24 protein-coding genes are annotated in these 24,590 nt (G+C 41.4%); 7 read left to right on the top strand and 17 right to left on the bottom strand.

Going from position 1 to position 24,590, the window contains the following annotated elements; genetic code table 11:
- Window positions 1-4: 4 nt before the first annotated feature.
- The 10 genes from kdsB to ACF8FD_RS05160 form a co-directional block, all read right to left on the bottom strand.
- Window positions 5-766: a 3-deoxy-manno-octulosonate cytidylyltransferase gene (gene kdsB, locus ACF8FD_RS05205; RefSeq protein WP_234305026.1), complete on the bottom strand. Its 762-nt coding sequence runs from the start codon at window positions 764-766 to the stop codon at window positions 5-7.
- 8 nt (window positions 767-774) lie between these two features.
- A complete protein-coding gene (gene lpxK / locus ACF8FD_RS05200) occupies window positions 775-1,779 on the bottom strand; it encodes a tetraacyldisaccharide 4'-kinase (RefSeq protein ID WP_234305027.1) in 1,005 nt (334 codons plus the stop codon).
- Window positions 1,780-1,782: 3 nt separating this feature from the next.
- A complete protein-coding gene (gene msbA / locus ACF8FD_RS05195) occupies window positions 1,783-3,510 on the bottom strand; it encodes a lipid A export permease/ATP-binding protein MsbA (RefSeq protein ID WP_234305028.1) in 1,728 nt (575 codons plus the stop codon).
- On the bottom strand, window positions 3,510-3,932 hold the full coding sequence (locus tag ACF8FD_RS05190) for a biopolymer transporter ExbD (protein ID WP_004696832.1): 423 nt from the start codon (window positions 3,930-3,932) through the stop codon (window positions 3,510-3,512). The genes msbA and ACF8FD_RS05190 overlap by 1 nt, the downstream gene beginning before the upstream one ends.
- An 8-nt stretch (window positions 3,933-3,940) precedes the next feature.
- The gene (locus ACF8FD_RS05185; RefSeq protein WP_004696831.1) at window positions 3,941-4,594 is read right to left on the bottom strand and encodes a MotA/TolQ/ExbB proton channel family protein; all 654 of its coding nucleotides are present in this window, start codon (window positions 4,592-4,594) and stop codon (window positions 3,941-3,943) included.
- 35 nt (window positions 4,595-4,629) lie between these two features.
- Window positions 4,630-5,517 carry a ParB/RepB/Spo0J family partition protein gene (locus tag ACF8FD_RS05180; protein ID WP_004696828.1) on the bottom strand — a complete coding sequence of 296 codons (888 nt, stop codon included), beginning with the start codon at window positions 5,515-5,517 and terminating at the stop codon, window positions 4,630-4,632.
- A complete protein-coding gene (locus ACF8FD_RS05175) occupies window positions 5,514-6,296 on the bottom strand; it encodes a ParA family protein (protein WP_005401148.1) in 783 nt (260 codons plus the stop codon). Before ACF8FD_RS05175 ends, ACF8FD_RS05180 begins: the two co-directional genes overlap by 4 nt.
- A 26-nt stretch (window positions 6,297-6,322) precedes the next feature.
- On the bottom strand, window positions 6,323-6,955 hold the full coding sequence (gene rsmG / locus ACF8FD_RS05170; protein WP_004984861.1) for a 16S rRNA (guanine(527)-N(7))-methyltransferase RsmG: 633 nt from the start codon (window positions 6,953-6,955) through the stop codon (window positions 6,323-6,325).
- Window positions 6,956-7,039: 84 nt separating this feature from the next.
- Window positions 7,040-7,729, bottom strand: a complete 690-nt coding sequence (gene murU / locus ACF8FD_RS05165) for an N-acetylmuramate alpha-1-phosphate uridylyltransferase MurU (RefSeq protein ID WP_010326860.1) — start codon at window positions 7,727-7,729, stop codon at window positions 7,040-7,042.
- Complete coding sequence (locus tag ACF8FD_RS05160; RefSeq protein ID WP_010326861.1) at window positions 7,726-8,742, bottom strand: aminoglycoside phosphotransferase family protein; 1,017 nt, start codon at window positions 8,740-8,742, stop codon at window positions 7,726-7,728. Before ACF8FD_RS05160 ends, murU begins: the two co-directional genes overlap by 4 nt.
- A gap of 121 nt (window positions 8,743-8,863) precedes the next feature.
- On the opposite strand from ACF8FD_RS05160, the gene ACF8FD_RS05155 reads away from it, so the two are divergent.
- Together ACF8FD_RS05155 and ACF8FD_RS05150 are read left to right on the top strand one after the other, a co-directional pair.
- A complete protein-coding gene (locus ACF8FD_RS05155; protein ID WP_234305030.1) occupies window positions 8,864-11,323 on the top strand; it encodes an LPS-assembly protein LptD in 2,460 nt (819 codons plus the stop codon).
- Window positions 11,323-12,627: a peptidylprolyl isomerase gene (locus ACF8FD_RS05150; protein ID WP_168159260.1), complete on the top strand. Its 1,305-nt coding sequence runs from the start codon at window positions 11,323-11,325 to the stop codon at window positions 12,625-12,627. The genes ACF8FD_RS05155 and ACF8FD_RS05150 overlap by 1 nt, the downstream gene beginning before the upstream one ends.
- Window positions 12,628-12,743: 116 nt before the next feature.
- Here ACF8FD_RS05150 and hfq read toward each other — a convergent pair whose 3' ends face one another.
- From hfq to tsaE, 4 genes are all read right to left on the bottom strand, one after another.
- Window positions 12,744-13,238 (bottom strand): RNA chaperone Hfq, encoded by a 495-nt coding sequence (gene hfq, locus ACF8FD_RS05145; protein WP_279679082.1) that lies wholly within the window; start codon window positions 13,236-13,238, stop codon window positions 12,744-12,746.
- 93 nt (window positions 13,239-13,331) lie between these two features.
- On the bottom strand, window positions 13,332-14,276 hold the full coding sequence (gene miaA / locus ACF8FD_RS05140; protein ID WP_234305031.1) for a tRNA (adenosine(37)-N6)-dimethylallyltransferase MiaA: 945 nt from the start codon (window positions 14,274-14,276) through the stop codon (window positions 13,332-13,334).
- A 6-nt stretch (window positions 14,277-14,282) separates the two neighbouring features.
- The gene (gene mutL / locus ACF8FD_RS05135; RefSeq protein WP_234305032.1) at window positions 14,283-16,223 is read right to left on the bottom strand and encodes a DNA mismatch repair endonuclease MutL; all 1,941 of its coding nucleotides are present in this window, start codon (window positions 16,221-16,223) and stop codon (window positions 14,283-14,285) included.
- Window positions 16,216-16,692: a tRNA (adenosine(37)-N6)-threonylcarbamoyltransferase complex ATPase subunit type 1 TsaE gene (gene tsaE / locus ACF8FD_RS05130; protein ID WP_234305033.1), complete on the bottom strand. Its 477-nt coding sequence runs from the start codon at window positions 16,690-16,692 to the stop codon at window positions 16,216-16,218. Before tsaE ends, mutL begins: the two co-directional genes overlap by 8 nt.
- A 121-nt stretch (window positions 16,693-16,813) precedes the next feature.
- Between tsaE and ACF8FD_RS05125 the strand changes: the two genes are divergently transcribed.
- From ACF8FD_RS05125 to ACF8FD_RS05115, 3 genes are all read left to right on the top strand, one after another.
- Window positions 16,814-17,728 (top strand): pseudouridine synthase, encoded by a 915-nt coding sequence (locus ACF8FD_RS05125; RefSeq protein ID WP_234305034.1) that lies wholly within the window; start codon window positions 16,814-16,816, stop codon window positions 17,726-17,728.
- 112 nt (window positions 17,729-17,840) lie between these two features.
- Window positions 17,841-18,176, top strand: a complete 336-nt coding sequence (locus ACF8FD_RS05120; protein ID WP_004696803.1) for a type II toxin-antitoxin system RelB/DinJ family antitoxin — start codon at window positions 17,841-17,843, stop codon at window positions 18,174-18,176.
- A gap of 93 nt (window positions 18,177-18,269) precedes the next feature.
- The gene (locus ACF8FD_RS05115; protein ID WP_004696801.1) at window positions 18,270-18,710 is read left to right on the top strand and encodes a GNAT family N-acetyltransferase; all 441 of its coding nucleotides are present in this window, start codon (window positions 18,270-18,272) and stop codon (window positions 18,708-18,710) included.
- A 10-nt stretch (window positions 18,711-18,720) separates the two neighbouring features.
- Here ACF8FD_RS05115 and ACF8FD_RS05110 read toward each other — a convergent pair whose 3' ends face one another.
- Entirely contained in the window at window positions 18,721-19,458 is a 738-nt protein-coding gene (locus tag ACF8FD_RS05110) for a pseudouridine synthase (RefSeq protein ID WP_392453261.1), read from the bottom strand.
- A 134-nt stretch (window positions 19,459-19,592) separates the two neighbouring features.
- Between ACF8FD_RS05110 and ACF8FD_RS05105 the strand changes: the two genes are divergently transcribed.
- Together ACF8FD_RS05105 and ACF8FD_RS05100 are read left to right on the top strand one after the other, a co-directional pair.
- On the top strand, window positions 19,593-20,051 hold the full coding sequence (locus tag ACF8FD_RS05105; protein WP_279679084.1) for a DUF441 domain-containing protein: 459 nt from the start codon (window positions 19,593-19,595) through the stop codon (window positions 20,049-20,051).
- A 247-nt stretch (window positions 20,052-20,298) separates the two neighbouring features.
- Window positions 20,299-21,519: an MFS transporter gene (locus tag ACF8FD_RS05100; RefSeq protein ID WP_078388666.1), complete on the top strand. Its 1,221-nt coding sequence runs from the start codon at window positions 20,299-20,301 to the stop codon at window positions 21,517-21,519.
- Between the two features lie 212 nt (window positions 21,520-21,731).
- Here the strand turns inward: ACF8FD_RS05100 and ACF8FD_RS05095 are convergent, their stop codons facing one another.
- Window positions 21,732-22,715: an ion transporter gene (locus ACF8FD_RS05095; protein ID WP_242760454.1), complete on the bottom strand. Its 984-nt coding sequence runs from the start codon at window positions 22,713-22,715 to the stop codon at window positions 21,732-21,734.
- A 101-nt stretch (window positions 22,716-22,816) separates the two neighbouring features.
- Window positions 22,817-24,532 carry an AAA family ATPase gene (locus ACF8FD_RS05090; RefSeq protein WP_234305038.1) on the bottom strand — a complete coding sequence of 572 codons (1,716 nt, stop codon included), beginning with the start codon at window positions 24,530-24,532 and terminating at the stop codon, window positions 22,817-22,819.
- Between the last annotated feature and the right edge of the window lie 58 nt (window positions 24,533-24,590).

Here is a 24,590-nt window from a genome sequence, read left to right as displayed (position 1 = left end):
TATATTATGCAAAATGAGCCACATCCATGGCATTTAAACGATCTAAATCCTCTTGTGTATCCACACCCGGTGGTAAGTTCGCTTCTGCGATATCAATTGCAATACGATGTCCATTTTCCAAAACACGCAGTTGCTCTAAGCTTTCGAGCGTTTCAAGTGTACCCATATCCCATGTCACATACTCTTGGAGCAATTTCACGCGGTAAGCATACAAGCCCAAATGACGGAAGGCTTGTTTATGCAACGTTTGTTGCACTTGCTTTGCAGCATCTCGGTCATATGGAATAGTGGCACGACTAAAATAAAGTGCTTGTTTGTACTTCGACATCACCACTTTAACAATGCTATCACGTTTAAATTCATCTAAATGCTGAATTGGTTCACACAAGGTCGACATTGAACAATCTGCTTGTGACTCTAAAAGTTGCGCGACTTGCTTGACCAAAGCCGCTGGCAATAACGGCTCATCACCTTGAACATTAACAATGATATCTTCACTAACCCAGCCCTTAATTTTTGCCACTTCACTAAGGCGGTCTGTTCCCGAAGGATGATCCGCTGAGGTCAACACCACATCCACGCCTTCAGCCATGCAAAGATCATAAATTCGCTGATCATCCGTTGCGACGCAGAGATCATCAAAACCATCCACTTTCTTCGCCTGATCAACGACCCGTAAAATCATTTCACGACCATGAATTTTAAGAAGTGGTTTTCCAGATAAACGTGTGCTCGCAAAACGCGCAGGAATAACAATATGCTTCATAATAGACCTTAAGAAATTTCAATACCTACAGCGGCGAGCTGTTGATGTAAGGTGTCATAACACGCCGTCGATAACACTGCATCGACAGGAACAACCCAAATATCACGGGCAAAACTAGGATTTTGTTTGAGCAACGCTAAAATTTTCACTGCATCTTTTTCAGTGGTAATAATGGGATTGGCATCGTCAAAAACCAAATCCTCTAACTCATATTCATAATGATCGGCAAACTCATGACACTGGAATTGCTGTACTCCCATACGCTCTAAAGTACGATAAAAACGCTGCGGAAACCCGATCCCCACGACCGCATAAAAATCATCTTGCGGATTGAAAGCTTTTGCCTCAGTACTATTCAACAGGTAAGGCTCTGCAACTTCTAAGTGCATGTGCATAGCACGACTAGGATGATCTGCATGTTCGATCACTATGCCTTGATCTAGTCTAGACTTTGGCTCTCGTAAATAACCTTCGGGCAATAACTTTTCATTGCCTAGTCCACGATTATTATCTAGGACAATCCATTCAATTTGGCGATTCAATGCCCAATGTTGCAGTCCATCATCACTAATGATCAGATCAATGGGATAGTGAGATAAAAGCAGTTCAATGCTTTCTTGGCGATTTGGACCCACTGCCATCGGTACATCAGTAGATTGCACGATGAGAGTTGGCTCATCACCTACCGTTTCAGGCAATGAGTTGAGATCCACCATAGTCGGAAATGGACCTTTGGCGCCATAACCACGACTGATTACACCCACTCGAATATTTTTACTTTGTAAATAACTCACTAAGTGAATGAGCAAAGGGGTTTTGCCACTTCCACCCACGGTAATATTACCAATCACCATAACAGGTACAGGAGCCGTATACGCTTTTTTAATATTGCACCGATACAACTTGCGGTTTAAAAGAAAACCGCCTCGATATAACCAAGACAGTGGACGAAGCACAATTAACCACTTTGCCTGTGAGTTCCAAGCATCCTGAATAAACTGTGCACCTGACATGACTTAGTTTTCCTCAAAATTACGCTGATGTAGCTGATAGTAAGCACCCTGCTTTGCAATAAGTTCAGCGTGTGTACCTTGCTCTACTATACGCCCTTTATCCATCACCACAATACGGTCCGCATTCTCAATGGTGGATAATCGATGTGCAATCACAATCGTGGTACGATCTCGCATTGCAGCATCGAAAGCACGCTGGATAAAGTACTCTGATTCATTATCAAGCGCGCTGGTAGCTTCATCTAAGATCAGCACAGGCGCATTTTTCAAAATCGCACGAGCAATGGCTATACGTTGACGTTGACCGCCCGATAAATTAAGGCCTTGTGCACCTAACTTGGTGTTGTAGCCTTGTGGTAAAGCCATAATGAAGTCATGCGCATAGGCCGCTTTTGCCGCCGCAATCACCTCTTCATCCGAGGCATTTTCAAGCTGACCATAGGCAATATTGTCACGCACAGTGCGGTTAAATAAAACCACTTGTTGATTGACCATTGCCACTTGGGTACGCAGACTATTGATTTCAATATCGTGAATATCGATACCATCAAAGAGGATTTGGCCCGAGGTCGTATCTTGAAAACGCACCAGTAAATTTACTAGAGACGTTTTACCAGCACCAGAACGCCCCACTAAAGCAATCGTCTCACCTTCTTTGACACTCAGATTAAAATCATGCAGCGCTTGATAACCATCCACATAAACTAAGTTCACATCTTTAAAGTCGATATTACCTTTCAGTACTGGAGTTAAAGTCCCAGTATTTTTTTCTTCAGGCAAATCTAAAATTTCAAAGACGGAATGTGCTGCCGCCATACCCCGTTGAATTTTTTCATTCACATCAGTCAATGCTTTAATTGGCCGACTCAACATACCTGCTGCAGTAATATACGCCACAAATTGACCCGCGCTGGTATCTTGCAAAATTTCTGGGCGTAGTGCGATCCACATCACAATACTCAGAGCAACGGACATAATCAACTGTACAATTGGACTATTGAGCTGTTGCACAACCACCATTTTCAAACCGCGTCGTAAATTCTCCAATGAGGTATCTTTAAAACGTTGTTGCTCATACCCTTGACCACCAAAGCCTTTTACCACCAAGTGACCATTGACTGTCTCTTGTACCACGTGATTGACATCCCCCATGGTGTCTTGGACTTGAATGGAAAGCTTACGCATACGCTTAGCTGCTTTACGAATAAGCAAACCAATCAGCGGAGTAAAAATCAGAATACACAAGGTCAAACGCCAGTTGCTATATATGAGGTAACCGAGCAACGCAAGAGTGATTAGGCCTTGTTGAACAATAGTTTTTAATGATTCTGAAGATGCAGCTGTAAGCTGCTCCACATTAAACATAATCTTCGCAGTGATATGACCACTGTTATTATCAAGATAATACTGCGAAGGAAGACGTAATAATTTTGCAAAGACTTCTTGGCGAATATTAAAGACCAAGTTTCTGGAAATGACCGCTGTAAAGTAGCCTCCCATGAACAAACCCAGCCCACGAAAGAACATTACCACAACAACCAAAATTGGGAACAATGTCGTAAAACCTTGATCACGGTGTTGAATCGCTTCAATAATTTTTTCAAGTAATTTAGCGACAGAGACTTCTGTCGCCGCATTTATAGCAAAACCAATCACCACAAGAATCGCTACGCCCCAATACGGTTTTAAATAGCTCAGTAGACGTAGATAAACTTTTAAATCGTGTTTCACTAATAACCTCGAGAAGGCACTTTGGTACTAATATTAATATTTACAAATCCCAACTGACCAGCCACATCCATCACACGGATCACATCCTGATGGGTTGCTTTTGCATCTGCTGCAATCACGAACATTAGATCACGACGGTCATTGGAAATCTGTTTAATTGCGGTATTTAATTCTGAAACATCTTTCGATGCAATAGACTGGCCATTAATTGAATAATGCCCTGTGGAATCTACCACCACTTCGATTTTATGATCAAATGTTTTCGGTGGAACCCCTTGCGCATCAGGCAAGGTTAAATTCATACGACTAAATTGATTGAATGTGGTGGTCAGCAATAAAAACACCAAAATAAATAATAAGCAATCAATCATTGGTGTAAGGTTAATATGAACATCTTCAACTTGTGAACGTTTGAATTTCATACTTCACCTTAGCTCGCTTGCTTCACAACAACATCATCATGGTTTTCAAGCACAGTTTCTGTTTGCTTATAAAATAAAGCCGCATGAAATAAAGTCGATTGCTGTTCTAATTCAGCAACATACTCTTGAACTAACCGCTGAAAATAACGATAAGCAAATAATGCGGGAATCGCAATGAACATTCCTGCCGCAGTTGTAATCAGTGCTTTAGAAATCCCCGGAATCATCAGTGTTGGATTACTACTATTCCCAATATCAATCATTAAAAATGACTCGATAATCCCAAGTACCGTTCCCAATAATCCTAAAAGAGGCGCGACAGCACTCAATGTTCCCAAAAAATTGATGTTTTTTTCAAGATAACCAATTTCCTGAGAGGCTGTTGCTTCCATCTGTGCACGTGCAAACTGTTCACCTTGTGCCTTACTTTGGTAACCAGCTTCCAAAATACGACCCAATGTCGTTGCCTGTAAATCCTGATTTTGTTTAAGTTTAGGCAAAACCATTTGTACGCTTTGCGCTGGGTTTAATAGCAAATCTTTCGGTAAAATAGTAGTTTTCTTCAAGCGAATAAAACGCTCTAAGCTAATCGCAACAGTAAAGATCGAACAGAGCACAAGGGGCAGCATAAGCCACCCACCTGCTTTTACCAATTCCCACATAACACTTCCCCAAGTATTTAAAATAGAAAATAAAATTATTCAGCTAAGCAAATATTCAAAATACCATCCAACTCATCTAGTGAATGATAATGAATCGTGAGCTTGCCTTTCCCTTGTTTATTATGATCAATTTTGACATTTGCACTAAAACGATCTGTTAAGCGCTGTGTCAATTGTTGAAGATCTGGTGCAATTTCCGTTTTCGATTTTTCTTGTTTCGGCGCATTGAGATCACGAACATATTGTTCAGTTTGGCGAACGGATAAACTTTTCTCTATCACCAATTCTGCGACTTTCAGTTGATCTTTCCCTTTCAAAGTCAAAATGGCACGAGCATGTCCCATATCCAATAACCCCTGCTGCATAAAGTCTTTAACTTGCTCAGCTAGACTTAATAAACGCAGCAAATTACTGACTGTGGTACGCGCTTTACCTACCGTATCTGCAATTTCTTGATGACTTAAACCAAACTCTTCATGAAAACGTTGTAATGCCATCGCTTGATCAATCGGATTAAGGTCTTGACGTTGGATGTTCTCAATCAACGCCAGTGCAATTGCAACTTGGTCTGTTAAATCACGAACAATGGCTGGGACTTGCGTTAAGCCAGCAAGTTGAGCCGCACGCCAGCGACGCTCACCCGCAATAATTTCATAGGGATGCTTTTCATTATCAATTGGACGAATCACAATCGGCTGCATCACACCATGTTTTTCAATCGATGCTGCTAACTCTTGTAAGTCTTGCTCATTAATAAAACGACGTGGCTGATATTCACCACGCTGCAATAAATGCACATCAATTTGTTTTAGCTGACCGTGATCAAGAGCTTGTGCTTCAAGTTGTAATTTCTCTTTTTGAATGGAACCGAGTAAGGCATCTAAACCACGACCTTTTGCCAGTCCACGTTTTTTAACGGTCATGCGTTACTTCCTTTTTTCACTTTGCTTTTCTTAATCATTTCAGCTGCTAAATGTAAATAAGCAACTGCGCCCTTCGAGCTTTTTTCAAAATAAATCACAGGCAAACCATGCGCAGGTGCTTCAGCTAGACGCACATTACGTGGAATGACCGTGTCATAGAGTTTTTTGCCAAAGTATTGTTCTAATTCTTCAGACACATCACGTGTCAGTGCATTACGTGCATCATACATGGTGCGTAGAACACCAATAATTTTTAACTCAGGATTCAATGCTTGTTGAATGCGATCAATGGTCTGTGTTAAATCTGCCAAGCCTTCCAAAGCATAGTATTCACACTGCATTGGAATCATCACACCATCCACCGCTGCTAGTGCATTAACTGTGATCAAGCTTAAGCTGGGCGCACAGTCCACAATGATGTAGTCATATGTTTGTTCAATTTCTTGCAATGCGTCACGCAGAATAAATTCACGCCCTTCTTGCTCAGCAATCGCAAGTTCAACTCCCGCCAAATCACGGTTTGCACCCAAGACCTTATAACCCACTTCCGCCTTGGTAATAGCAGTCTCTATAGGCACTTCACCCAGTAAAACATCGGTCACTGAATACAGTAGGTCATTTTTTTGAATGCCTGAACCCATGGTCGCATTGCCTTGCGAGTCCATATCGACCAATAAAACACGCTTTTTAAGTACTGCTAAAGATGCAGCCAAATTTACTGCGGTTGTGGTTTTACCTACACCACCTTTTTGGTTCGCAATCGCAATAATTTGTGCCATGACCCGCCCAATCCTTTGAATTTTTTTTAGATACGTTTTAATAAAAGTAAGTGTCGTTGTTCGTCCAAACGTGGAACTTTTAACGCAATAATGTCACAACTAAATTCGTTTTTGAATGCTTCAACTTCGTCATGCGGAACCAAGCCTTTCATCGACGCAATAATGCTGTCTTGGTGCATATAAGGCTTCGATGCATTGATAAAATCGGTTAAAGAAGCAAATGCACGACTGGTAATCACATCAAACTGACCCAAATCATGGATGCTATCTTCATTTTCAACACGCGTTTGAACTGCAATTACATTGGTTAATTTTAGATCTGCAATAAACTGCTTTAAAAAACGAATTTTTTTACCATTGGAATCGAGCAAAACACATTGGCGCTCAGGTTGGCATAGAGCAATAATCATGCCCGGCATACCACCGCCCGTACCAATATCCAGCAAACGACCTTTCGGCAAATCTTTTAAAATACTTAAACTATCTAATAAATGCTTCACCAGCATTTCTTTAGGATCGCGAATCGCTGTTAAATTGTAAGCTTTGTTCCACAGCACAAGTGCATCTTGATACTTCAGCAATAAATTTAATGCTTCTTCACTCAAATCTAAGCCAAGCTTTTGACTACCTTGCTTTAAGTCTTGAAAAAATGGATGCATAAAGAAGACATCTCAATAAAATTAAACTGAAGTATACCGATTTCTCAGCCGTGGAACAGTAGCTAACGCTTAGTGATTATGCACTTAAACGTACATACCTTGACGAATCTGTAGATCTAGATCACTTAATCGCTCAGGTGTGCCAACATCCACCCATGCGGCTTGCATTTTCTCGGCAGAAATTTTTCCAGCAGACATCGCTTCTTTTAGCAATGGAGCCAACGGACGCTTACCTGCTTCCAATCCCTTAAACATCTGTGGATGTATAACTGCAACACCACTATAAGTCAGTGCTTCGCCTGACTGCTCTTGTTCAAAGGTATAAGCACGCCCTTGATTTAAGATAAAGTCGCCTTTGGGATGTTGTGTCGGGTTGGGTACAAATACGAGATGCGCAAAATCGGCGTCCAATTGCACATCAAGTAAAGATGCAAAATCAAAAGTGGTCCAAACATCGCCATTCACTAAAATAAACGGTTCTGTCCCCAACAGTGGTAGAGCATTGATAATACCACCCGCTGTTTCAAGCCCCTCTTCTTCACGCGTCCAACGAATAGTCACTCCAAACTGCGAACCATCGCCAAGTGCACCAATCAAGACATCGGCCAACCATGCAGAATTGATCACAATTTCTGTGACCCCAATTTGCTTGAGTTTTTCAATATGCCAAACGATCAGTGGTTTGCCACCAACTTCAAGCAGAGGTTTCGGTTTATATAATGTTAAAGGACGCATACGGTTTCCAAGCCCCGCGGCCAAAATCATTGCTTTCATGCTGCAACAACCTCATATTTGCCATATTTTGCTTCAAATTTCGGCATCACTTTATCGCAAATAAATTGCATGAAAGGTTGTAATTCTGCATAAGGTTTGCTTTCTTCGAGTAAATACCACATCACACGTGGTAAATCTTTCAGATAACCTGATTTTCCATCACGTTCAAATAAACGCACAAAAATACCTAAAATCTTAATATGCCGTTGTATGGCCATCATGTCAGCATCTTGCTTAAACTGTTCAAAATCACGCCCTTCTTTGGCAGAAGCTGGCAATAGGTCATAAAACACTTTAAACCAATGATAAACGCGCTCAGGATTCCATTGCACATACGCATCACGTGTAATTGAGATCAGATCATAAGTATCGGCACCAATCACAGCATCCTGAAAGTCAATTACGCCTTGCTCTTGCTCATCTACCAAAAGCATGAGATTACGACTATGGAAATCACGATGTACAATCACTTGAGGCTGAGCCAAAGCAGCATTGGCTAAAATTGCAAATGTACGTTTAATCAGCGCAGACTCATCATCAGAAGGTTGAATCTGTAAACTTGGCAATAACCAATCTGTCAACAACGACATTTCGGTCATTAACTTCTCATAAGAATAAGCTGGGAAATGACCTTCACCATCAATAGATTGCAATTGAATCAACTGTTTAAAACTTTGCTCATAATGTGCATCGACAGTCTTGTCATCGAGCTGTGTAGACAGTAGCACATCACCAAAATCTTCAAGCAATAAGAAGCCTTGCTCCAAATCTTTCGCCACAATATGTGGTACACGAACACCGTTCGTATCAAAAAATTCATCAATCGTCACAAAAGGCACACAATCTTCTTTTTCTGGTGGTGCATCCATCAGCATAAATGTTTTATTATTCAACTTGATTCGTGCATAACGACGGAAACTTGCATCGCCTGCTAAAAAGTTAATTTCAAATTGATCTGAACCAAGTACAGATGAAATCCATGTTTGTATCAATTGTTCACGTTGTGTATTCATTTGCGATAAATTCTAATACAGGCTGAGTTTTTAAAGTGCTAAGTGTAGCTACTTATCAACTTTTTCTCTATGATGCGACAATAATTAATTGCGTTTTAAGCATACTTGGTAAATGAGACACATGAAGCATCAGTTTAAATTTAATCCTTTAGCGACTGCGATATTTACCCTTCTTTGTGGTAGCTCAATCACAAGCTATGCTGCAACACCAACCTCGTCTATTTCAGATGAACAACAATCGCTAAAACAAGCACTACAAGAAAGCTATCCTGGGCAAAAGTTTTTCGAACAATACTATGTCGATAAGTCATCTCCTGAAGCTCAACAGCGCCAAGGACGTTACTTAAGTTCCGCGTATTGCCAAGGCACATGGCTAACCCCTGTAAGCCCTGAAACCAAAGCCGCTGACGCAGCCAATGCGACATCCACCATTACAGCGGACTATGGTCACTACAACCCACAAGGTGACTCTGTTCTTGAAGGTAATGTCCTGATTGATCAAGAAGGCCGTCAAATCCGTGCCGATAAAATCACCATTGATCAAACCCAGACCTTTGCCAATGCTGAAGGACGCGTGCAAATGGCGCAAAGTGGTTTATTAGCGCAAAGTGACCAAATCAATTACAACCTAAAAACTCAACAAGGCGATCTGAAAAACAGTTTTTACATTTCAGAAGAACAACATGCACATGGGCGGGCCGACCAAATCTTACGTGAGTCACAAACGACCACCACGCTAAAAAATGCAACTTATAGCACCTGCCCACCAGAGCAATCGCCAACATGGAAAATCCAAGCAGATGAAATTAAGTTAAATCAAGAAACTGGACGTGGTGAAACACGTGGTACAAAACTTTATGTTAAAGATGTACCCGTTCTCGCTGTTCCTTATTTCAACTTCCCAATTGATGACCGTCGTACTACCGGTATTTTGACACCAAGTTTTGGCTTCACCAATGATGGTGGTGTCGAGCTTGCAGTACCTGTTTATCTCAACTTAGCACCTAACTACGACGCGACCGTTACGCCACGCTATATCAGCGACCGCGGCCCAATGTTTGAGGGTGAGTTTCGCTATTTGACTGAAAACTTTGGTTCAGGTCAAATTTGGGGGGGGTACTTAGCTGGTGACCGAAAATATGACGATGAAGACCGTAAAGATTTGCACTTTTTACATAACTGGCAAATCAATGAACAGTTCTCAACCAACCTTGAATATAACTATGCTTCAGACAAAGACTACTTTACTGACTTAAGCAATAACCCAAACACCAAGACAGACTTAAACCTGCGTCGTGCTTGGGAGTTAAACTATAAAAATGGAATTCCTGGTCTAAAGGCCCAACTGAAAGTTGAAGACTTCCAAACACTAGACGAAACTACACCCTACGTTGACCGTCCGTATGCACGTTTACCACAGTTCTTACTCAACTATAAAGCGGGTAATGCACTGGGCTTAGAATACGAGTTCAACAACGATACGGCTTACTTTAAAAAGGACTTTGGGACTATCGACGGCGATACCAACGATAGCTTTGAACCAAGCGGCACCCGTGTCTATAATGACTTTTCTGTACGCTATAACTACCGCACACCATGGGCTTTCGCCATTCCTGAAGTATCTATTCGTAATGTAAACACATTCTACGATCAAGACACTATCAATGAGTTTGACAACACCAACCGCTCATCGAACGACAAATCTTATGTCGTGCCACAGGTGACTTTTGATGCAGGTTTAACCTTTGAAAAAGAAGGCACTTTCTTACAGACCTTAAGTCCACGCATGTTCTATGCCTACGCACCCTATAAAAATCAAGATGGCGCACCAAACTTTGACTCTGCAACAGCATCGATCAACTATGATCAGTTATTTAGTGCAAATCGCTTCTATGGCCATGACCGTCTAGAAGACAATAACTTCTTGTCACTGGGCTTAAGTTATAGCTTATTTGATACTGTGGGTTTAGAACGCTTAAAAGCCAGTGTGGGCCAAAGCTATTATTTCGAAGACCGCCGCGTAACGCTTGACCAAACAGCAGATGTCTTTGATAGAGAAAATCACTCTGGTCCGATTGTCAGCGTATCTAGCCAGCTCTCACAAAACTTTACCCTCGGTGCAAACTCAGCATGGATGGCAAATGGCGATAATGCGCAACGCGACTTACAACTTTACTTTACGGGTGATAAAGGCAACCTCTATAACGTTGGCTATTTCTACCGTAAAGAAATTGCAGACCGTCAAGAACATTACGACCAAGTAGTTGCATCTTTTGTACAACCTATCCATAACAACTGGCGTATTATGGGCCACGCTCAATATGACTTAGACAACAATGTCGCTCGTGAATACCTCCTTGGTGTCAATTACGAGTCTTGCTGTTGGGGGATCTCCGTTTATGGTCGTGAGTACTATAACGACTTGGATGACGTCAATGCTGCAGGTATAGAACCTAAACGTGCAATTATGGCCGAAATTACACTTAAAGGCTTAGGCGGACTCAACAGTAAACTTTCATCATTACTAGAAAACCGTATTCTAGGCTTTAACAATATTAATCAGACTTGGACAGACCGTTAATGAAGACAAAACAGTTCAAACAATTTTTTAAAGCGAGTGCTTTGGCTTTAGCTCTCGCAACCGCTATTCCAACTTTTGTACATGCGTCGGATGAAGTTGTTGCTGTAGTCGATAACAGTGTCATTTTGAAGAGTGACTTAGAAGCAAGCATGGCTGAGCTCAAACATCAACTTGAGAGCCAAAAGAAACAAGTCCCACCAGAGCAATATTTGGCACAACAAGCATTAGAGCAACTGATTATTCGTCAGACTCAGCTTGAACAAGTGAAGCGTTACAACATTCAACCTGATGAAAAAAGCTTGAATGAAGCGGTTTTAAATGTTGCAAAACAATCTGGTAGCACTAGCCTAGAAGCATTCCAACAAAAGCTCGATAAAATGGCACCAGGAACCTATGCTTCTTTGCGTAGTCGCGTTGCTGAAGATTTAGCCATCAATCGTTTGCGTCAGCAAATCGTTACCTCTCGTATCCAGATTTCAGATCAAGACGTTAAAAACTTTTTAAATACCCCACAAGGTCAAGCAGCACTTGGAAACCAAGTGCATGTGCTACATGTGCGTGTTTCAGGTGACAATGCTGACGCTGTGGCGAAGCAAGTTAAAGCGGTACTAGCAAACGACAACGATGTCGCTGCAATTGCTAAAAAGTTCAGTACTGCTGGCACTAAAGTTGAAGGTGCAGATATGGGCTTTAGAGCACTTTCTGACATCCCTAGCGAGCTTGCAGCACGTGTGAGTCCACTCCAAGTGGGACAAATCACAGATTTAATTACAGTACGAGATGGTGTGCATCTTTTAAAGTTAGTTGAACGCAAAGGTGCTGAGCAAAAAGCGATTGTGCCCCAATACAAAGCACGCCATATTTTGATCCAACCGTCTGAAGTGGTTAGCCCTGAAAATGCTAAACAAATGATCGAAAGCCTGTATAACCGCGTTCAAAAAGGTGAAGACTTCGCAGTCTTAGCTTCCACCTACTCTAATGACACAGGTTCAGCACGTGATGGCGGAAGCTTGGGTTGGGTCAGCCCAGGTGTGATGGTTCCTCAGTTTGAAGAAACCATGAAAAATACACCGGTAGGTCAAACCAGTAAACCTTTCCAAACCCAATTTGGCTGGCATATTCTTCAAGTGACTGAAACACGTCAACAAGACATGACTGCTGAATACCAAGAGCGTATGGCACGTCAAATTTTAGGTGAGCGTCAATTTGATGCAGAACTTGATAGCTGGTTACGTGAAACCCGTAACAGAGCTTATGTTGAAATTAAAGATCCTAACTTAGACCGTAAGAACAACAAGTCATAAGTTTGGATAAATAAAAAGACCAGCATTTATGCTGGTCTTTTATTTTCCACTTGGATGAAAACTAAAAATTAGGTATAAAAAAAGCCTCTCATGTGAGAGGCTTTTTTAACAATCAATTAACGATTATTTTCGTCATCTTGAGTGTCTTCAAATTTTGATTCGCCATCAAAACCAGTCGATTGACCGCCGAAGCCACCTTGACCGCCGAAGCCACCTTGACTGCCAAAGCCACCTTGACCACCGAAACCACCTTGACCACCAAAGCCACCTTGACCACCAAAGCCACCTTGTTGACCACCAAAACCGCCTTGTTGACCACCAAAACCGCCTTGTTGACCGCCAAAGCCGCCTTGTTGACCGCCAAAGCCGCCTTGTTGACCAGCACCGGCAGGTGCACCAGCAGGACGTGGGTTACGTGCAGGAACAACTGTAGAAATTGCATGCTTGTAAACCATTTGGCTTACTGTATTTTTTAATAAAACAACATATTGGTCGAAAGATTCAATATGACCTTGTAACTTAATACCGTTTACAAGGAAGATAGAGACAGGAATACGTTCTTTACGGAGAGAATTTAAGAACGGATCTTGCAAAGTTTGACCTTTAGACATGTTATAACTCCAAAAAAATTTAAAAATCAGCGCAAAAAACTATCTTTATTTTTCAATTAAAAATTATAAAAAAGATAGTAGCTAAATTTTGCTTTATCCGTAGCAGTTTCGCAAGTCTTCTTGTGCCTGCGTGATAGTAGAATACGTTGTAAATTTATGTGCCTCTTGCAAAGATCTTAACCAAGTGTATTGACGTTTGGCAAGTTGTCGTGTCGAAAAAAGTGCTTTATCCTCCATTTCACGTTGTTTTTCGACAGTTTTATCTCCTTTTTGTAAAAATTCGAGTGCTTGTCGATACCCAACTGAGCGCATAGAGGGTAAATTTTCGTCTAAATCGTATTTTTTCATAAGTGCTTCCACTTCATTCAAAAATCCGATGTCCCACATAATTTTCAAGCGTTGTGCAATTCTTTGGTGCAATTCGGCACGGTCTGGCATCAAAGCATAATTATGAAAATTATAGCGATAAGGCACGTTTTTAGGTTGCTCAGCTTGAAGTTTAGTAATAGGCTGCCCTGTCAATTTGTAAACTTCTAAAGCGCGAATAATCCGTTGTTTATCACTCACTTTAAATTTTTCGCCCGCCAGTGGATCCACACTGCATAATTCCGCATAGACCGCAGACCAACCCTCACTTTCACCTTTGGCTTCTATTTCAGCACGAACAGCATAATCTGCACTCGGTAAATTGCTTGAAAGGCCTTCTAAAAGTGCCTTGAAATAGAGCATGGTTCCACCCACCAAAATCGGGGTTTTACCTCGTGCATGCATGTCATCAATTAAACCACATGCATCTTCAACAAAGTTTGCTGCCGAGTAGACTTCTAATGGGCTAATAATATCGATAAGGTGATGTGGATATTGCAGCAACTCTTCTTTGGTTGGTTTAGCTGTACCAATATCCATATCCTTAAAAACCAATGCTGAATCTACAGATATCAGTTCAAAATTCCCTTGCTCATAGAGCTGACATGCCAAAGCAGTTTTACCACTTGCAGTTGGCCCCATTAAATTGATGACCGGCAATTGAGTTGACATGTACAACTACTCTCCTCGAGCAAAAAGCTTATCTAGTTGAGCCAATGGAAACGCACGCCAAGTTGGGCGACCATGGTTACATTGGCTGGCAAATTCAGTTTGTTCCATTTGACGAAGCAAAGCATTCATTTCAGAAAGACCCAAAATGCGATGGGCGCGAACAGCACCATGACAGGCCATACCCGCTAGAATTTGATCACGCTTTTGCAGTAAGCCCTGCGCTTCATCATTTGGATCCAAATCGTTCAGTAATTCAGGTACCAGCGCCTCAAAATTGGCTTTATGTAAAATCGCAGGCACACCACGAACAATGACCTGCTCATCGCCATACTGATCAATTTCAAGACCTAAACGCGCCAATTGATCTTTGAGCTCTTCCACTCGCGTAGCTTGCATTCGCGTGATATTAATCACTTTGGGAATGAGTAACTGCTGAGAAGTCCAAAACTGTGGTTTATCCCACGCTGACTTCATTTGCTGTAGCAGAATACGCTCATGTGCTGCATGCATATCAACAATAATCAGCCCTTCTGTATTTTGAGCCAGCACATAAATACCATGCAATTGTGCAATTGCAATCCCCAACGGATGTTCATCGACTTTAGGGCTTTGCACTGTAAAATCAGCCAAAGGCTGAGCTTGATCAACAGCAGATGACGTATCACGCAGAGGTGCTAAATAACTTTGCAAGGCATTATTGAGCTGTTGTGAGCCCTGATAACGTGAAGGTTGCGCCGAATAATGGACGCCATGCGGTTGATTTGAACTAAAGTCAGTCAGCACATCTGATGGGGCTTTCTCGTCAGGTTGTTCAGGCTCAATACGACGATGCAACTGCAAAGACTCTTGATAGCGAGGCTGCACAGACATGAAAGCTTGATTCTCTGCAACCTTCATGGCATCAGATAAATCTGCGGTTGCCGTTTGAAACTGCGATAAAGTCTCTTTAGCATAGTGACGTACAAATTCATGTACTTCACGTTGATTCAGAAAGCGAATTTCATGTTTGGTCGGATGTACATTGACATCAATATTTTCGGGGTCGACTTCCAGAAAAAGTAAATAACCCGCATGCTGATGTCCATGCAAAATACCATCATAAGCCATACGCAGCGCATGAGAGATGGTTTTATCTTTAACAATTCGACCATTCACATAAACATACTGCAAGTCAGCCTGAGCCCGCGCATCGGAGGGATGTCCCAACCAACCTGTTAAACGCATGTTGATGCTATCTGCATCCATCCAATAAGCATTTTCAGTAAATGCGCGCCCTAGCAACTGCTGTACGCGCTGAAAACGTAGCTCACCACTATCTGCAATCGGCAAGTTCAGTTTGATGCTTTGATTATGTTCAAGCACAAAACGAATATCGAAATGCGTCAGCGCTAAACGTCGGACGATTTCCTCAATATGACCAAACTCTGTGCCAGGTTTTTTGAGGAATTTTCGACGTGCAGGCACATTAAAAAATAAATCTTGTACCCGAATATGCGTACCTTTCGGTGCAGCTATAGCCTGAATCTCTTGATGGTCAAATGCAGTTCCATTGACTTCAACTTGATAGCCAATTCCATCATCCGCTTGACTACTGGTCAAGGTTAAACGCGACACCGCTGCAATAGAAGCCAATGCCTCTCCGCGAAAGCCTAAACTGACAATTGCATGTAAATCTTCAGCGGTTTGGATTTTACTGGTCGCATGTCGCATCACCGCCAAAGGGAGATCTTCAGCGTGAATCCCTCGACCATTGTCCATGATTTCAATTAAAGTACTGCCGCCTTGCTCTACCCGAATAATCAGCTCTGTCGCACCTGCGTCAATCGAGTTTTCAAGTAACTCTTTGACCACAGACGCTGGACGCTCAATGACTTCACCTGCTGCAATTTGGTTGGCTAGAGCAGGATTCAAAGTATGAATACGACGTATCTTTAAATCATCACGCATTGTTTAATTGGCTCTCTAATGCTTGTAATAATGCTACTGAATGGAAACTTAAGGTAGCAGACCGCGTCAGTTCATCTTCCGATTTTTGAATATCAATAATTAAGTCTGCATGAGGGATTTCATCACCCCCTTTAGACGGCCATTCAAACAAAAACAGTGCATTGGGCGTTTCCAAATAGTCACGAATGCCCATTAGCTCCAGTTCATACGGATCGTTTAAACGATACAAGTCAAAATGAAAAATATCACGCCCTTGAACTTGGTAAGGTTCAACTAAGGTATAGGTTGGGCTTTTCACGGAACCTTGATGGCCTAAATGCTGTAAATAGTGGCGTGTTAGCGTGGTTTTACCCGCACCCAAATCCCCAATTAAATACACTACACCCGTCGTAAAATGCTGTGCCAAAATTTGCGCTAAATTTTGGGTATCTTGTTCATTATTGAGCGTTAAATTAAATGAATACTGCATAATACTCACGACAAGTGACAAAAGAACAATTATGATAGCACTGGACTCACAAAATGCCCAAGCCACAAGCTTGAAATCTTGTATTTAACTGCGCCAACCGATTAGATATTGCCTGTACATCATGCTCAACATAAAACCTGCTGAATTTTGTCCTCCTATGCTCAATGGCGTCAGTGCAAGTAAAGTTTTCCTGCCTAAAATGACGCCCGCACCACACACCGTATTGGCTTACTTATCTGACCAATTTCCGCATATTGAAGCAACTGAGTGGCAGCAACGCTTTCATGATGGCTTGGTCTATGACGCTGTAGGTAATGTACTCCATACAGATTCGGCATATCTTGAAAATCAGCATGTGTTTTATTACCGCTTTTTAGCGCACGAAATTGAAGTGCCATCTCAGCATGAGATTTTATTTGAAAATGATCATTTCTTAGTGGTGGATAAGCCGCACTTTTTGACCATCAGTCCAACGGGGCAATATGTTCAACAAACCCTATTGGTGCGCCTGAAAAAACAAACAGGTATTGAGCATTTAACGCCCATCCACCGCCTTGACCGTGAAACCGCTGGCTTAGTGATGTTTTCCAAATGTATTCACAGTCGAGGTCTGTATCAGCAAATGTTTGCAGAGCGACAGGTTCAAAAAACCTATCATGCCATTGCACCTTTTAACCGCGAACTCAAATTTCCACGCATAGTAAAACTACATATGCAAAAAGGTGAACCGTTCTACACCATGCAAGTCCTAGACGAAGCACCGAACAGTGAAACTGAGATCTTGCTTTTAGAACATGATGAAACATGGGCAAAATATGAGCTTAAACCCGAGACAGGGAAGCAACATCAACTCCGTGTACACCTCAACTTCTTAGGTCTTCCGATTAAAAATGATCCGTTCTATCCTAAAGTTGTACATAAAGCCGACGATGATTTTAGTCAGCCTTTACAGCTATTAGCTAAGCATCTTTCATTTAAAGATCCAGTAACTCAACAGCTTATGCAGTTTAGCTCCAATTCTGAATTGACATTGTAATCTGCTTGTCATTACAAAATAATTTAAAATTCCATTGTATGAATATTGAAATTACAATGGAATTTATTAAAATAACTTCTACCCTTAAGTCGTTCAAATTATTTAAAAAATCATGAGAAAAACAGAAGTCTATCAAATTCGACTCGATTCCCAAGAAAAGAAACAAGCTTTTGCGGTGTTTAAACAACTGGGAATTACGCCTGCGCAAGCCGTTCGTTTGTTCTTCAAACAAGTGGTTTTAACCAAATCCATCCCTTTTTCAATTGAAAACCAGAACATCAATCTTGAACAACTGATTAAACTACGTAAACTCAAGCAAGAACAAAAAGCGGTTGAACACATCACCAGTGCAGACTCAACTGCAACCAATGATTTATTTGCAGACGATGAACATATTGATCTTTTTGAGGAATTAGCGGCAATTTTGGGAGAAAGTGACAAAACTTAACAGTGTTGCATTTCTAAACAAATTTTAGAAATATCCTTTTCAAAACTTAGGTATGCTTCATGTAAACATTATAAATACAGCATGGAGTAATACATGATCGTTAGACGTGCCACTTTAGAAGACTTAGAAAAACTTGCTGTATTATTTGATGAATATCGCCAATTTTATGGTGCATCTTCCAACTTAGCACTTTCCCAAAAGTTCCTTAAACTTCGCCTTGAAAACGAACAAAGCGTCATCTTCATTCATGTCAAAGACGATGTGATTACAGGTTTTGTTCTGCTGTATTTAGGTTTTTCTTCTGTGGCCTGTGCAACTTATTATATTTTAGATGATGTTTATGTTTCTCCACCGCATCGTCGCCATGGCTCAGCAAAACAATTGATTGATACCGCGATTTTGTTTGCGCGACACGAAAAAGCCATTCGTATTACGCTTGAAACTCAAAAGAATAATTATCAATCCCACAGCTTATATGAAGCCATGGGATTTGTAGCGGATAATGAGTTTAAGACCTATCATTGCTTTCTATAGTATTCAGTGTCTAAAGAATACCTTTACTCTCAAGATCATTGTGTGTCTTGGCTAAAGCCACTTGTTCGGCATTTAAATAGATCCAACGCCCCTCGCCTAAATCTGGTATACCCGTTAAGTCGAGTGCCCCAATTTGCTGACGGTGCAAACTCTCAACTTTATTTCCCACTGCCGCAAGCATACGTTTCACTTGATGATATACCCCCTGATGCACAGTCATTTGCAATTTACATTCAGCTAAGCGTTTTACATCCGTTGCAGCAAAACTTCCTTTTTCATTTCGCAGCTCCACCCCTTGCTCCAACTGTTGAACTTGTCCATCTGTAACAGGGTCGGCCGTTTGCATGCGATACACCTTTGCCACATGTTTTTTAGGGTGTGTCAGCGCTTGTAAAAACTGACCATCATCGGTGAGTAACAATAAACCTGTGGTGTCTTGATCTAGACGACCTACACACTGAATACCACGATTCAAGAGCACATCGTCAAACAAATCAAAAACACTAAAATGATGTGTCGCCTGATGTGAACATTCATAGCCTTCAGGTTTGTTTAAGGCGATATAGACTTTTTTACGGTATTCAAAGCTCTCGCCATGTACCTTGTAGTGCAGAGCATCCAATTTGAGTTTATGTTTAGGGTCAGTAATGATTTGCCCATCAATTTCAATGACTGCATTTTTAATCAACTGTTGGCAATGCTTTCGCGAACCAAATCCTTGCGACTGCAACATTTTTTCCAACAGCATCAGCACACCACATTTTTAAATAAAGGCTCATTTTATACTTAAATACAGGAACATCAATCAAAGGACTCAGCTCATTCGGCAGAGTGGCTAAAAAAACGTTACAATGCACATGTTTTTTTGACCAGTCTCCCTCTATGCCGAACTTAGATTTGAACCTGATCGTCCTCCTGATCCTACTGGCTTGCGGTATTTTTAGTCACAATTCTGCAGTAACCATTGCTGCGGCAGTACTCATTATTTTGCGGATGACACCACTGAGTGAATACTTCCCACTCATCCAACAACATGGATTGAATATCGGGATCATCATTTTAACCATTGCAGTTTTAATGCCTATTGCAAGTGGTAGAATTAGCGGTGAAAGTATTTTTAAATCTTTTTTAAGTATCAAATCGTTACTTGCTATCGCTATTGGCGTTTTGGTAGCATGGCTAGGTGGGCGCGGCGTAAAACTGATGTCAAACCAACCCGATGTTGTTGCAGGCTTGCTGGTCGGAACCGTTGCAGGAGTGGCTTTACTACGTGGCGTTCCAGTCGGCCCACTCATTGCGGCTGGTTTACTTACCCTAATCATTGGTACAGGACAGCCCTAGCCTAGCGAATACAAAAACAAATCCAAATTCTCAAGCTAGGTTGGATTGATCTGTATTTGCTGCCTTTAAATTTGACTTCTTTTATAGAATGTCCACTCAATATAGCGCTATGAATAAATATTCATCGTGTAGAATCTTCAAGGTTCGTATGAATATTACGCTTGCTTAGTTCACTTATAACTTTTTTGAACAACCAAATTTTCATGTGATAAAGAACGTATAATACTTTTCATTTTCTCCTCTATTTATGTCCTCTCAAGAAAATAGCATCTCTCCAACAAGCCACTTATCTGTCATTATTTTAGCATTGGCACTCGGTGGTTTTTGTATTGGTACCACTGAATTCGTTGCGATGGGACTCATCCAAGAGATCTCACAAAGTTTCAATCTCAGTATTCCTGTCACAGGGCATTTTATTAGTGCTTACGCTTTAGGCGTGACTATTGGCGCACCTGTGATTGCCATTTTGGCCGCAAAGGTTCCGCGTAAAATGCTCTTAATTGGACTCATGCTATTTTATGGTATCGCCAATGCCAGTACAGCACTCGCAAACAGCTATGAGTCCATGTTGGTCTCACGTTTTATTGCAGGTTTCCCTCACGGCGCTTACTTTGGTATTGCCGCTTTGGTGGTTGCAGAGTTTGCAGGAAAGCAAAAGCGCGCTTCGGCTGTTGCAATGCTCATGATGGGGCTGAATGTCGCGACCGTGATTGGTGTGCCTTTTGCGACATGGCTGGGCCAGCTGTATGGTTGGCGTGCAGGTTTTGAATTTTCTGCATCTATCGCATTTTTGACCGTGGTCGCAATTTGTTTTGGCTTACCTAAAATGCAGCTGGATCACACAGCCAGCATTCAAAATGAACTACGTGGACTTAAAAATACACAAATGTGGATCACGCTTGCTGTCGGTGCAATTGGATTTGGTGGACTATTCTCTGTATATAGTTATGTATCGCCTATTTTGACTGAATACACGCATGCTAGCATTCAAGTCATTCCGTTTGCGCTGGCGTGTATTGGCCTCGGGTTGGTCATTGGTGGTGTTGTCGCAGGACACTTTGCCGATAAAAACTTAAACAAGGCGATTATTTGGGTCTTAGTTTCCAATGCCTGCTCTTATGTACTTTGTGCCCTGTCTATGGATCACCTTGCCACTGCTTTCATTGCACTCTTCTTGGTCAGCTTCAGTATTGCAGGCTTGGGGCCTTTACTACAAACCCGCTTAATGGATGTCGCTGGTAATGCACAAGGCTTAGCCGCTTCGCTGAATCATTCTGCATTTAATATTGCCAATGCTTTTGGTGCTTTTCTGGGCGGCTGGTTAATTAGCCAAGGTTTAGGTTGGCTAGCTCCAATCTGGGTCGGAGTTTTACTAAGTTTAGGTGGGCTGATTATTTTATTGTTGGCTTTTCAGCATGAGAAAAAGTCGATATCCGCATGTAAAAATGATGCAAATCAGACTTGTTAACCCCTTATAAATGACTTTTATCTAAAAACAATAAGCGTGCATAAAGATTCAATCGTATTGTTATGCACGCTTTTACAATCCATCATTCAGATTAATATCAGGCCGTTAAGAATCTTACTGGCATTTTTTTAAACTCTAGGTTTTATTCGATACGCGATAACGTCATCCGCATTCAGAAGTTAAATACGAAACACCTTAACTGACTGGCATAATCATTCAGGTAATTTTTTACCACAGTGTGGACAATAGGCATATTGCTCACGCTCTTGCCTTAAAGATTCTTCTTTTTGTTCACGAATGAGCTGTAAAATAATATCGTGTGTTTGCTCTTTGGTCAGCCCAACTTCTTTACGAACTTCTTCAATTTTTTCTGTTTCTAAAACAAAATCAATATCGCTATTTTGGATTAATTCTCGAAATCTAAGTTCAAGTTTTTCTTTACGCTGCTCAAGTTCATTGGCTAAACCATTCGCCAAAATACCCGCAGGCAATGCCGCTAAACCTACACCTAAGATGGTAATAATCGCACCAAGAAAGCGTCCTAGCGGCGTAATAGGTGTCACATCGCCATAACCCACGGTCGTCAGTGTAACCACGGCCCACCACATTGAAGCTGGAATAGAGCTGAAAACTTCAGGTTGTGCCTGACTTTCAATCAAATACACCCCTGCAGCCGCCATAATGATCAGAATCATTAAGATGAAAATAACTGCTTGAAATGAACCTTTTTCACGCTCAATGACACGTAATAAAATTTGTAGAGAGACAAAATAGCGGGTTAGCTTTAGAAGTCGGAGCAGACGAACAATTCTTAAGAATCGTAAGTCGAACTGAACAAAAAAGTTTAAATAGGCAGGTAGAATAGCCAAGAGGTCGATAATCGCCCCACCACTTTTGACCCAATTTAGACGGTTTTTCCAATCCGACTCAAAACTATTAGATTCAGCAATTGACCAAAAACGTAAGAGATATTCGACGCTAAAAACGATAATAGAAAAGATTTCAAAATAATAGAAAAAGTCTTGGTACGACACATAGTACTTTTGTACAGACTCCAGCAAAACCGCAGCTGCATTACTCATAATCAGTGCAATGAGAAAATAGTTCAACCCTCGACTTAAGGGCGTCTCATAATCTTCATTATGCAAATTGTTATAAACAAATTTGCGTAGCGTGTACCAAGCTGTCAATTTCATGACGATTCTAAGTTATTCTTATCCCTTAAAATTCAGTTTAACTGAAGTTCCAGGCAAAGTAAGTAAGAAATTTCTGCGTGAAATGCCCTAGTTTTAAGATGTTATTCAATATATAACAACGCCAGACGAACTTGGTCATAGCCCATACGTGGATTAGTCAGTTCCACAATAGGGCGAAGCTTGATCACACCATCTTCGCTAAAGTGTTCTGTTTGCTGACGCTTCATTAAGCGTTTATAAATTTTCCGCACTTGCTCAACTACTTCTTCTCCAGGATGTGCCACGGAAATATCTAAGCCCTGCTCTTTATGCAACTTTGCCAAATGGTTGATAATGGTTGCTGCCGTTAAACCGCGCTCTTGTGCGATATCTGCAATTTCATAACCACCTTCAAACAATTCACGTGTTTCATCGAGTGTTGCAGAAGCATAGTTGGCTTTACCTGCATTACGGGCAATTTTCTTTTCATTACGCTCAATCTCAATTTCATTGAGCGTTCCACCGCAGTGACGAATAAATGCCTTGTGTTGTGGCTCAAGATCAATGGCCTCAAAGTGAGTCTCGGCTTCATCGGACAGTTCTTGGAAGCGGCGGTCTGCTTTAATGGCAAGACTGTCTAACTCCAACGCTTGTTCATTAAAACCTAACAACCTTAAACCTTCCAAACTCTTTAAGCGCGACAAAGCCACATAGCCCTGTCCTTTTTCAAAAGTATGACTAAGATTAATTTCCGCTGCCGCTAAAGTCATCCCTTGTGACTTATGGATGGTGATGGCCCATGCCAAACGCAATGGAATTTGCTGAAAACTGGCAATGGTTTTGCCTGCATCATTGTCCACTGACCAGGTTTCAGGCTCAACCACCAATACCGTACCATCAGTCAATTTCACTTTCGGCAAGATTCCAAAGTCATCATCTTCTTCAAAGCCCACCACTTCGCCTAAGCTACCGTTGATATAGCCCACATCAAAGTTGTTCTTTACAAACATCACTTTGGCATTTTTCTTGAGGGTTAGGTTTTCAGGTGCGCGCACAGAAGACTTTAAGGTTTCAATAAGCTTGTCATTGCCATCACACACTGCCTCAAACTGTCGACCTTCATTTTCAATTTCATTCAGATGTTTGAAGTTGATAGTGTCCACGTCCATATTATGCGTATATAAACGTGTAAAGATTTCCCCAATATCTTGCTGACGTGTGGCTTGTAAAGCCTGTAAGTGCTCAGATTTAATACTCTGACTGCGAATAGCATTTAAAATATCATTGAGATAATCATTGCCCTGACGGTGCTGCTCGGTCAAATAGCACACACGAAACTTGGCTTCGACCCAAGCATCAGACATAAAACAGAATTTATCGCGGTTGCGCTCTTCATTTTTACCAACTGGCGGTAACTGGAAGAAGTCACCCGCAACAATCACTTGAATCCCGCCAAATGGCTCTTCACTTTCCTTAAAGAACTTAAGGACTTTATTGACCAAATTGAGTTGCTTGGCATGTAGCATCGAAATTTCATCAATGATTAAGACTTGGGCATTTTCTAAATGCTCTTTTAAGTATTTACGTTCTTTCATGCGTTTGAGTTCATCTTCCCCCAACGCATCTTTAATTCCAATGCCAGCCCAAGTATGAATGGTCATCCCATTCATATGCGTCGCGGCAATACCTGTGGAAGCAGTAATCGCCACAGGCACTTTACGGGCTTTTAAATAGTTAATGTATTGGTTCAGCGTATAGGTTTTTCCTGCACCAGCGGAACCGGTTAAAAAGACATTTTCGCCCGCTTTTAAGAGTTTGAGTGCAGTTTCTTGCTTCATAAGACCTATACCATTGATGAACGGCTATAGCCTACCGAGTTTTTGCTAAAAAGTTAAG

The organism is Acinetobacter sp. TYF_19 (assembly GCF_043105125.1).
GTDB classification, from domain to species: Bacteria; Pseudomonadota; Gammaproteobacteria; order Pseudomonadales; family Moraxellaceae; genus Acinetobacter; species Acinetobacter johnsonii.
The sequence above is the reverse complement of the archived record's forward strand: the minus strand, read 5'-3'. Positions and strand labels throughout refer to the sequence as shown.

Bases quoted from the DNA above. Each gene is read 5' to 3' on its own strand.
- ACF8FD_RS05120 (WP_004696803.1), top strand. From the start codon at position 17,841: ATGAGAAAAACAGAAGTCTATCAAATTCGACTCGATTCCCAAGAAAAG.
- ACF8FD_RS05115 (WP_004696801.1), top strand. From the start codon at position 18,270: ATGATCGTTAGACGTGCCACTTTAGAAGACTTAGAAAAACTTGCTGTA.
- murU (WP_010326860.1), bottom strand. From the start codon at position 7,729: ATGAAAGCAATGATTTTGGCCGCGGGGCTTGGAAACCGTATGCGTCCT.
- ACF8FD_RS05110 (WP_392453261.1), bottom strand. From the start codon at position 19,458: ATGCTGTTGGAAAAAATGTTGCAGTCGCAAGGATTTGGTTCGCGAAAG.
- rsmG (WP_004984861.1), bottom strand. From the start codon at position 6,955: ATGCATCCATTTTTTCAAGACTTAAAGCAAGGTAGTCAAAAGCTTGGC.
- ACF8FD_RS05095 (WP_242760454.1), bottom strand. From the start codon at position 22,715: ATGAAATTGACAGCTTGGTACACGCTACGCAAATTTGTTTATAACAAT.
- ACF8FD_RS05155 (WP_234305030.1), top strand. From the start codon at position 8,864: ATGAAGCATCAGTTTAAATTTAATCCTTTAGCGACTGCGATATTTACC.
- ACF8FD_RS05150 (WP_168159260.1), top strand. From the start codon at position 11,323: ATGAAGACAAAACAGTTCAAACAATTTTTTAAAGCGAGTGCTTTGGCT.
- ACF8FD_RS05175 (WP_005401148.1), bottom strand. From the start codon at position 6,296: ATGGCACAAATTATTGCGATTGCGAACCAAAAAGGTGGTGTAGGTAAA.
- mutL (WP_234305032.1), bottom strand. From the start codon at position 16,223: ATGCGTGATGATTTAAAGATACGTCGTATTCATACTTTGAATCCTGCT.
- tsaE (WP_234305033.1), bottom strand. From the start codon at position 16,692: ATGCAGTATTCATTTAATTTAACGCTCAATAATGAACAAGATACCCAA.
- lpxK (WP_234305027.1), bottom strand. From the start codon at position 1,779: ATGTCAGGTGCACAGTTTATTCAGGATGCTTGGAACTCACAGGCAAAG.
- kdsB (WP_234305026.1), bottom strand. From the start codon at position 766: ATGAAGCATATTGTTATTCCTGCGCGTTTTGCGAGCACACGTTTATCT.
- ACF8FD_RS05190 (WP_004696832.1), bottom strand. From the start codon at position 3,932: ATGAAATTCAAACGTTCACAAGTTGAAGATGTTCATATTAACCTTACA.
- ACF8FD_RS05105 (WP_279679084.1), top strand. From the start codon at position 19,593: ATGCCGAACTTAGATTTGAACCTGATCGTCCTCCTGATCCTACTGGCT.
- miaA (WP_234305031.1), bottom strand. From the start codon at position 14,276: ATGTCAACTCAATTGCCGGTCATCAATTTAATGGGGCCAACTGCAAGT.
- ACF8FD_RS05160 (WP_010326861.1), bottom strand. From the start codon at position 8,742: ATGAATACACAACGTGAACAATTGATACAAACATGGATTTCATCTGTA.
- ACF8FD_RS05090 (WP_234305038.1), bottom strand. From the start codon at position 24,532: ATGAAGCAAGAAACTGCACTCAAACTCTTAAAAGCGGGCGAAAATGTC.
- ACF8FD_RS05100 (WP_078388666.1), top strand. From the start codon at position 20,299: ATGTCCTCTCAAGAAAATAGCATCTCTCCAACAAGCCACTTATCTGTC.
- hfq (WP_279679082.1), bottom strand. From the start codon at position 13,238: ATGTCTAAAGGTCAAACTTTGCAAGATCCGTTCTTAAATTCTCTCCGT.
- ACF8FD_RS05180 (WP_004696828.1), bottom strand. From the start codon at position 5,517: ATGACCGTTAAAAAACGTGGACTGGCAAAAGGTCGTGGTTTAGATGCC.
- ACF8FD_RS05125 (WP_234305034.1), top strand. From the start codon at position 16,814: ATGCTCAACATAAAACCTGCTGAATTTTGTCCTCCTATGCTCAATGGC.
- ACF8FD_RS05185 (WP_004696831.1), bottom strand. From the start codon at position 4,594: ATGTGGGAATTGGTAAAAGCAGGTGGGTGGCTTATGCTGCCCCTTGTG.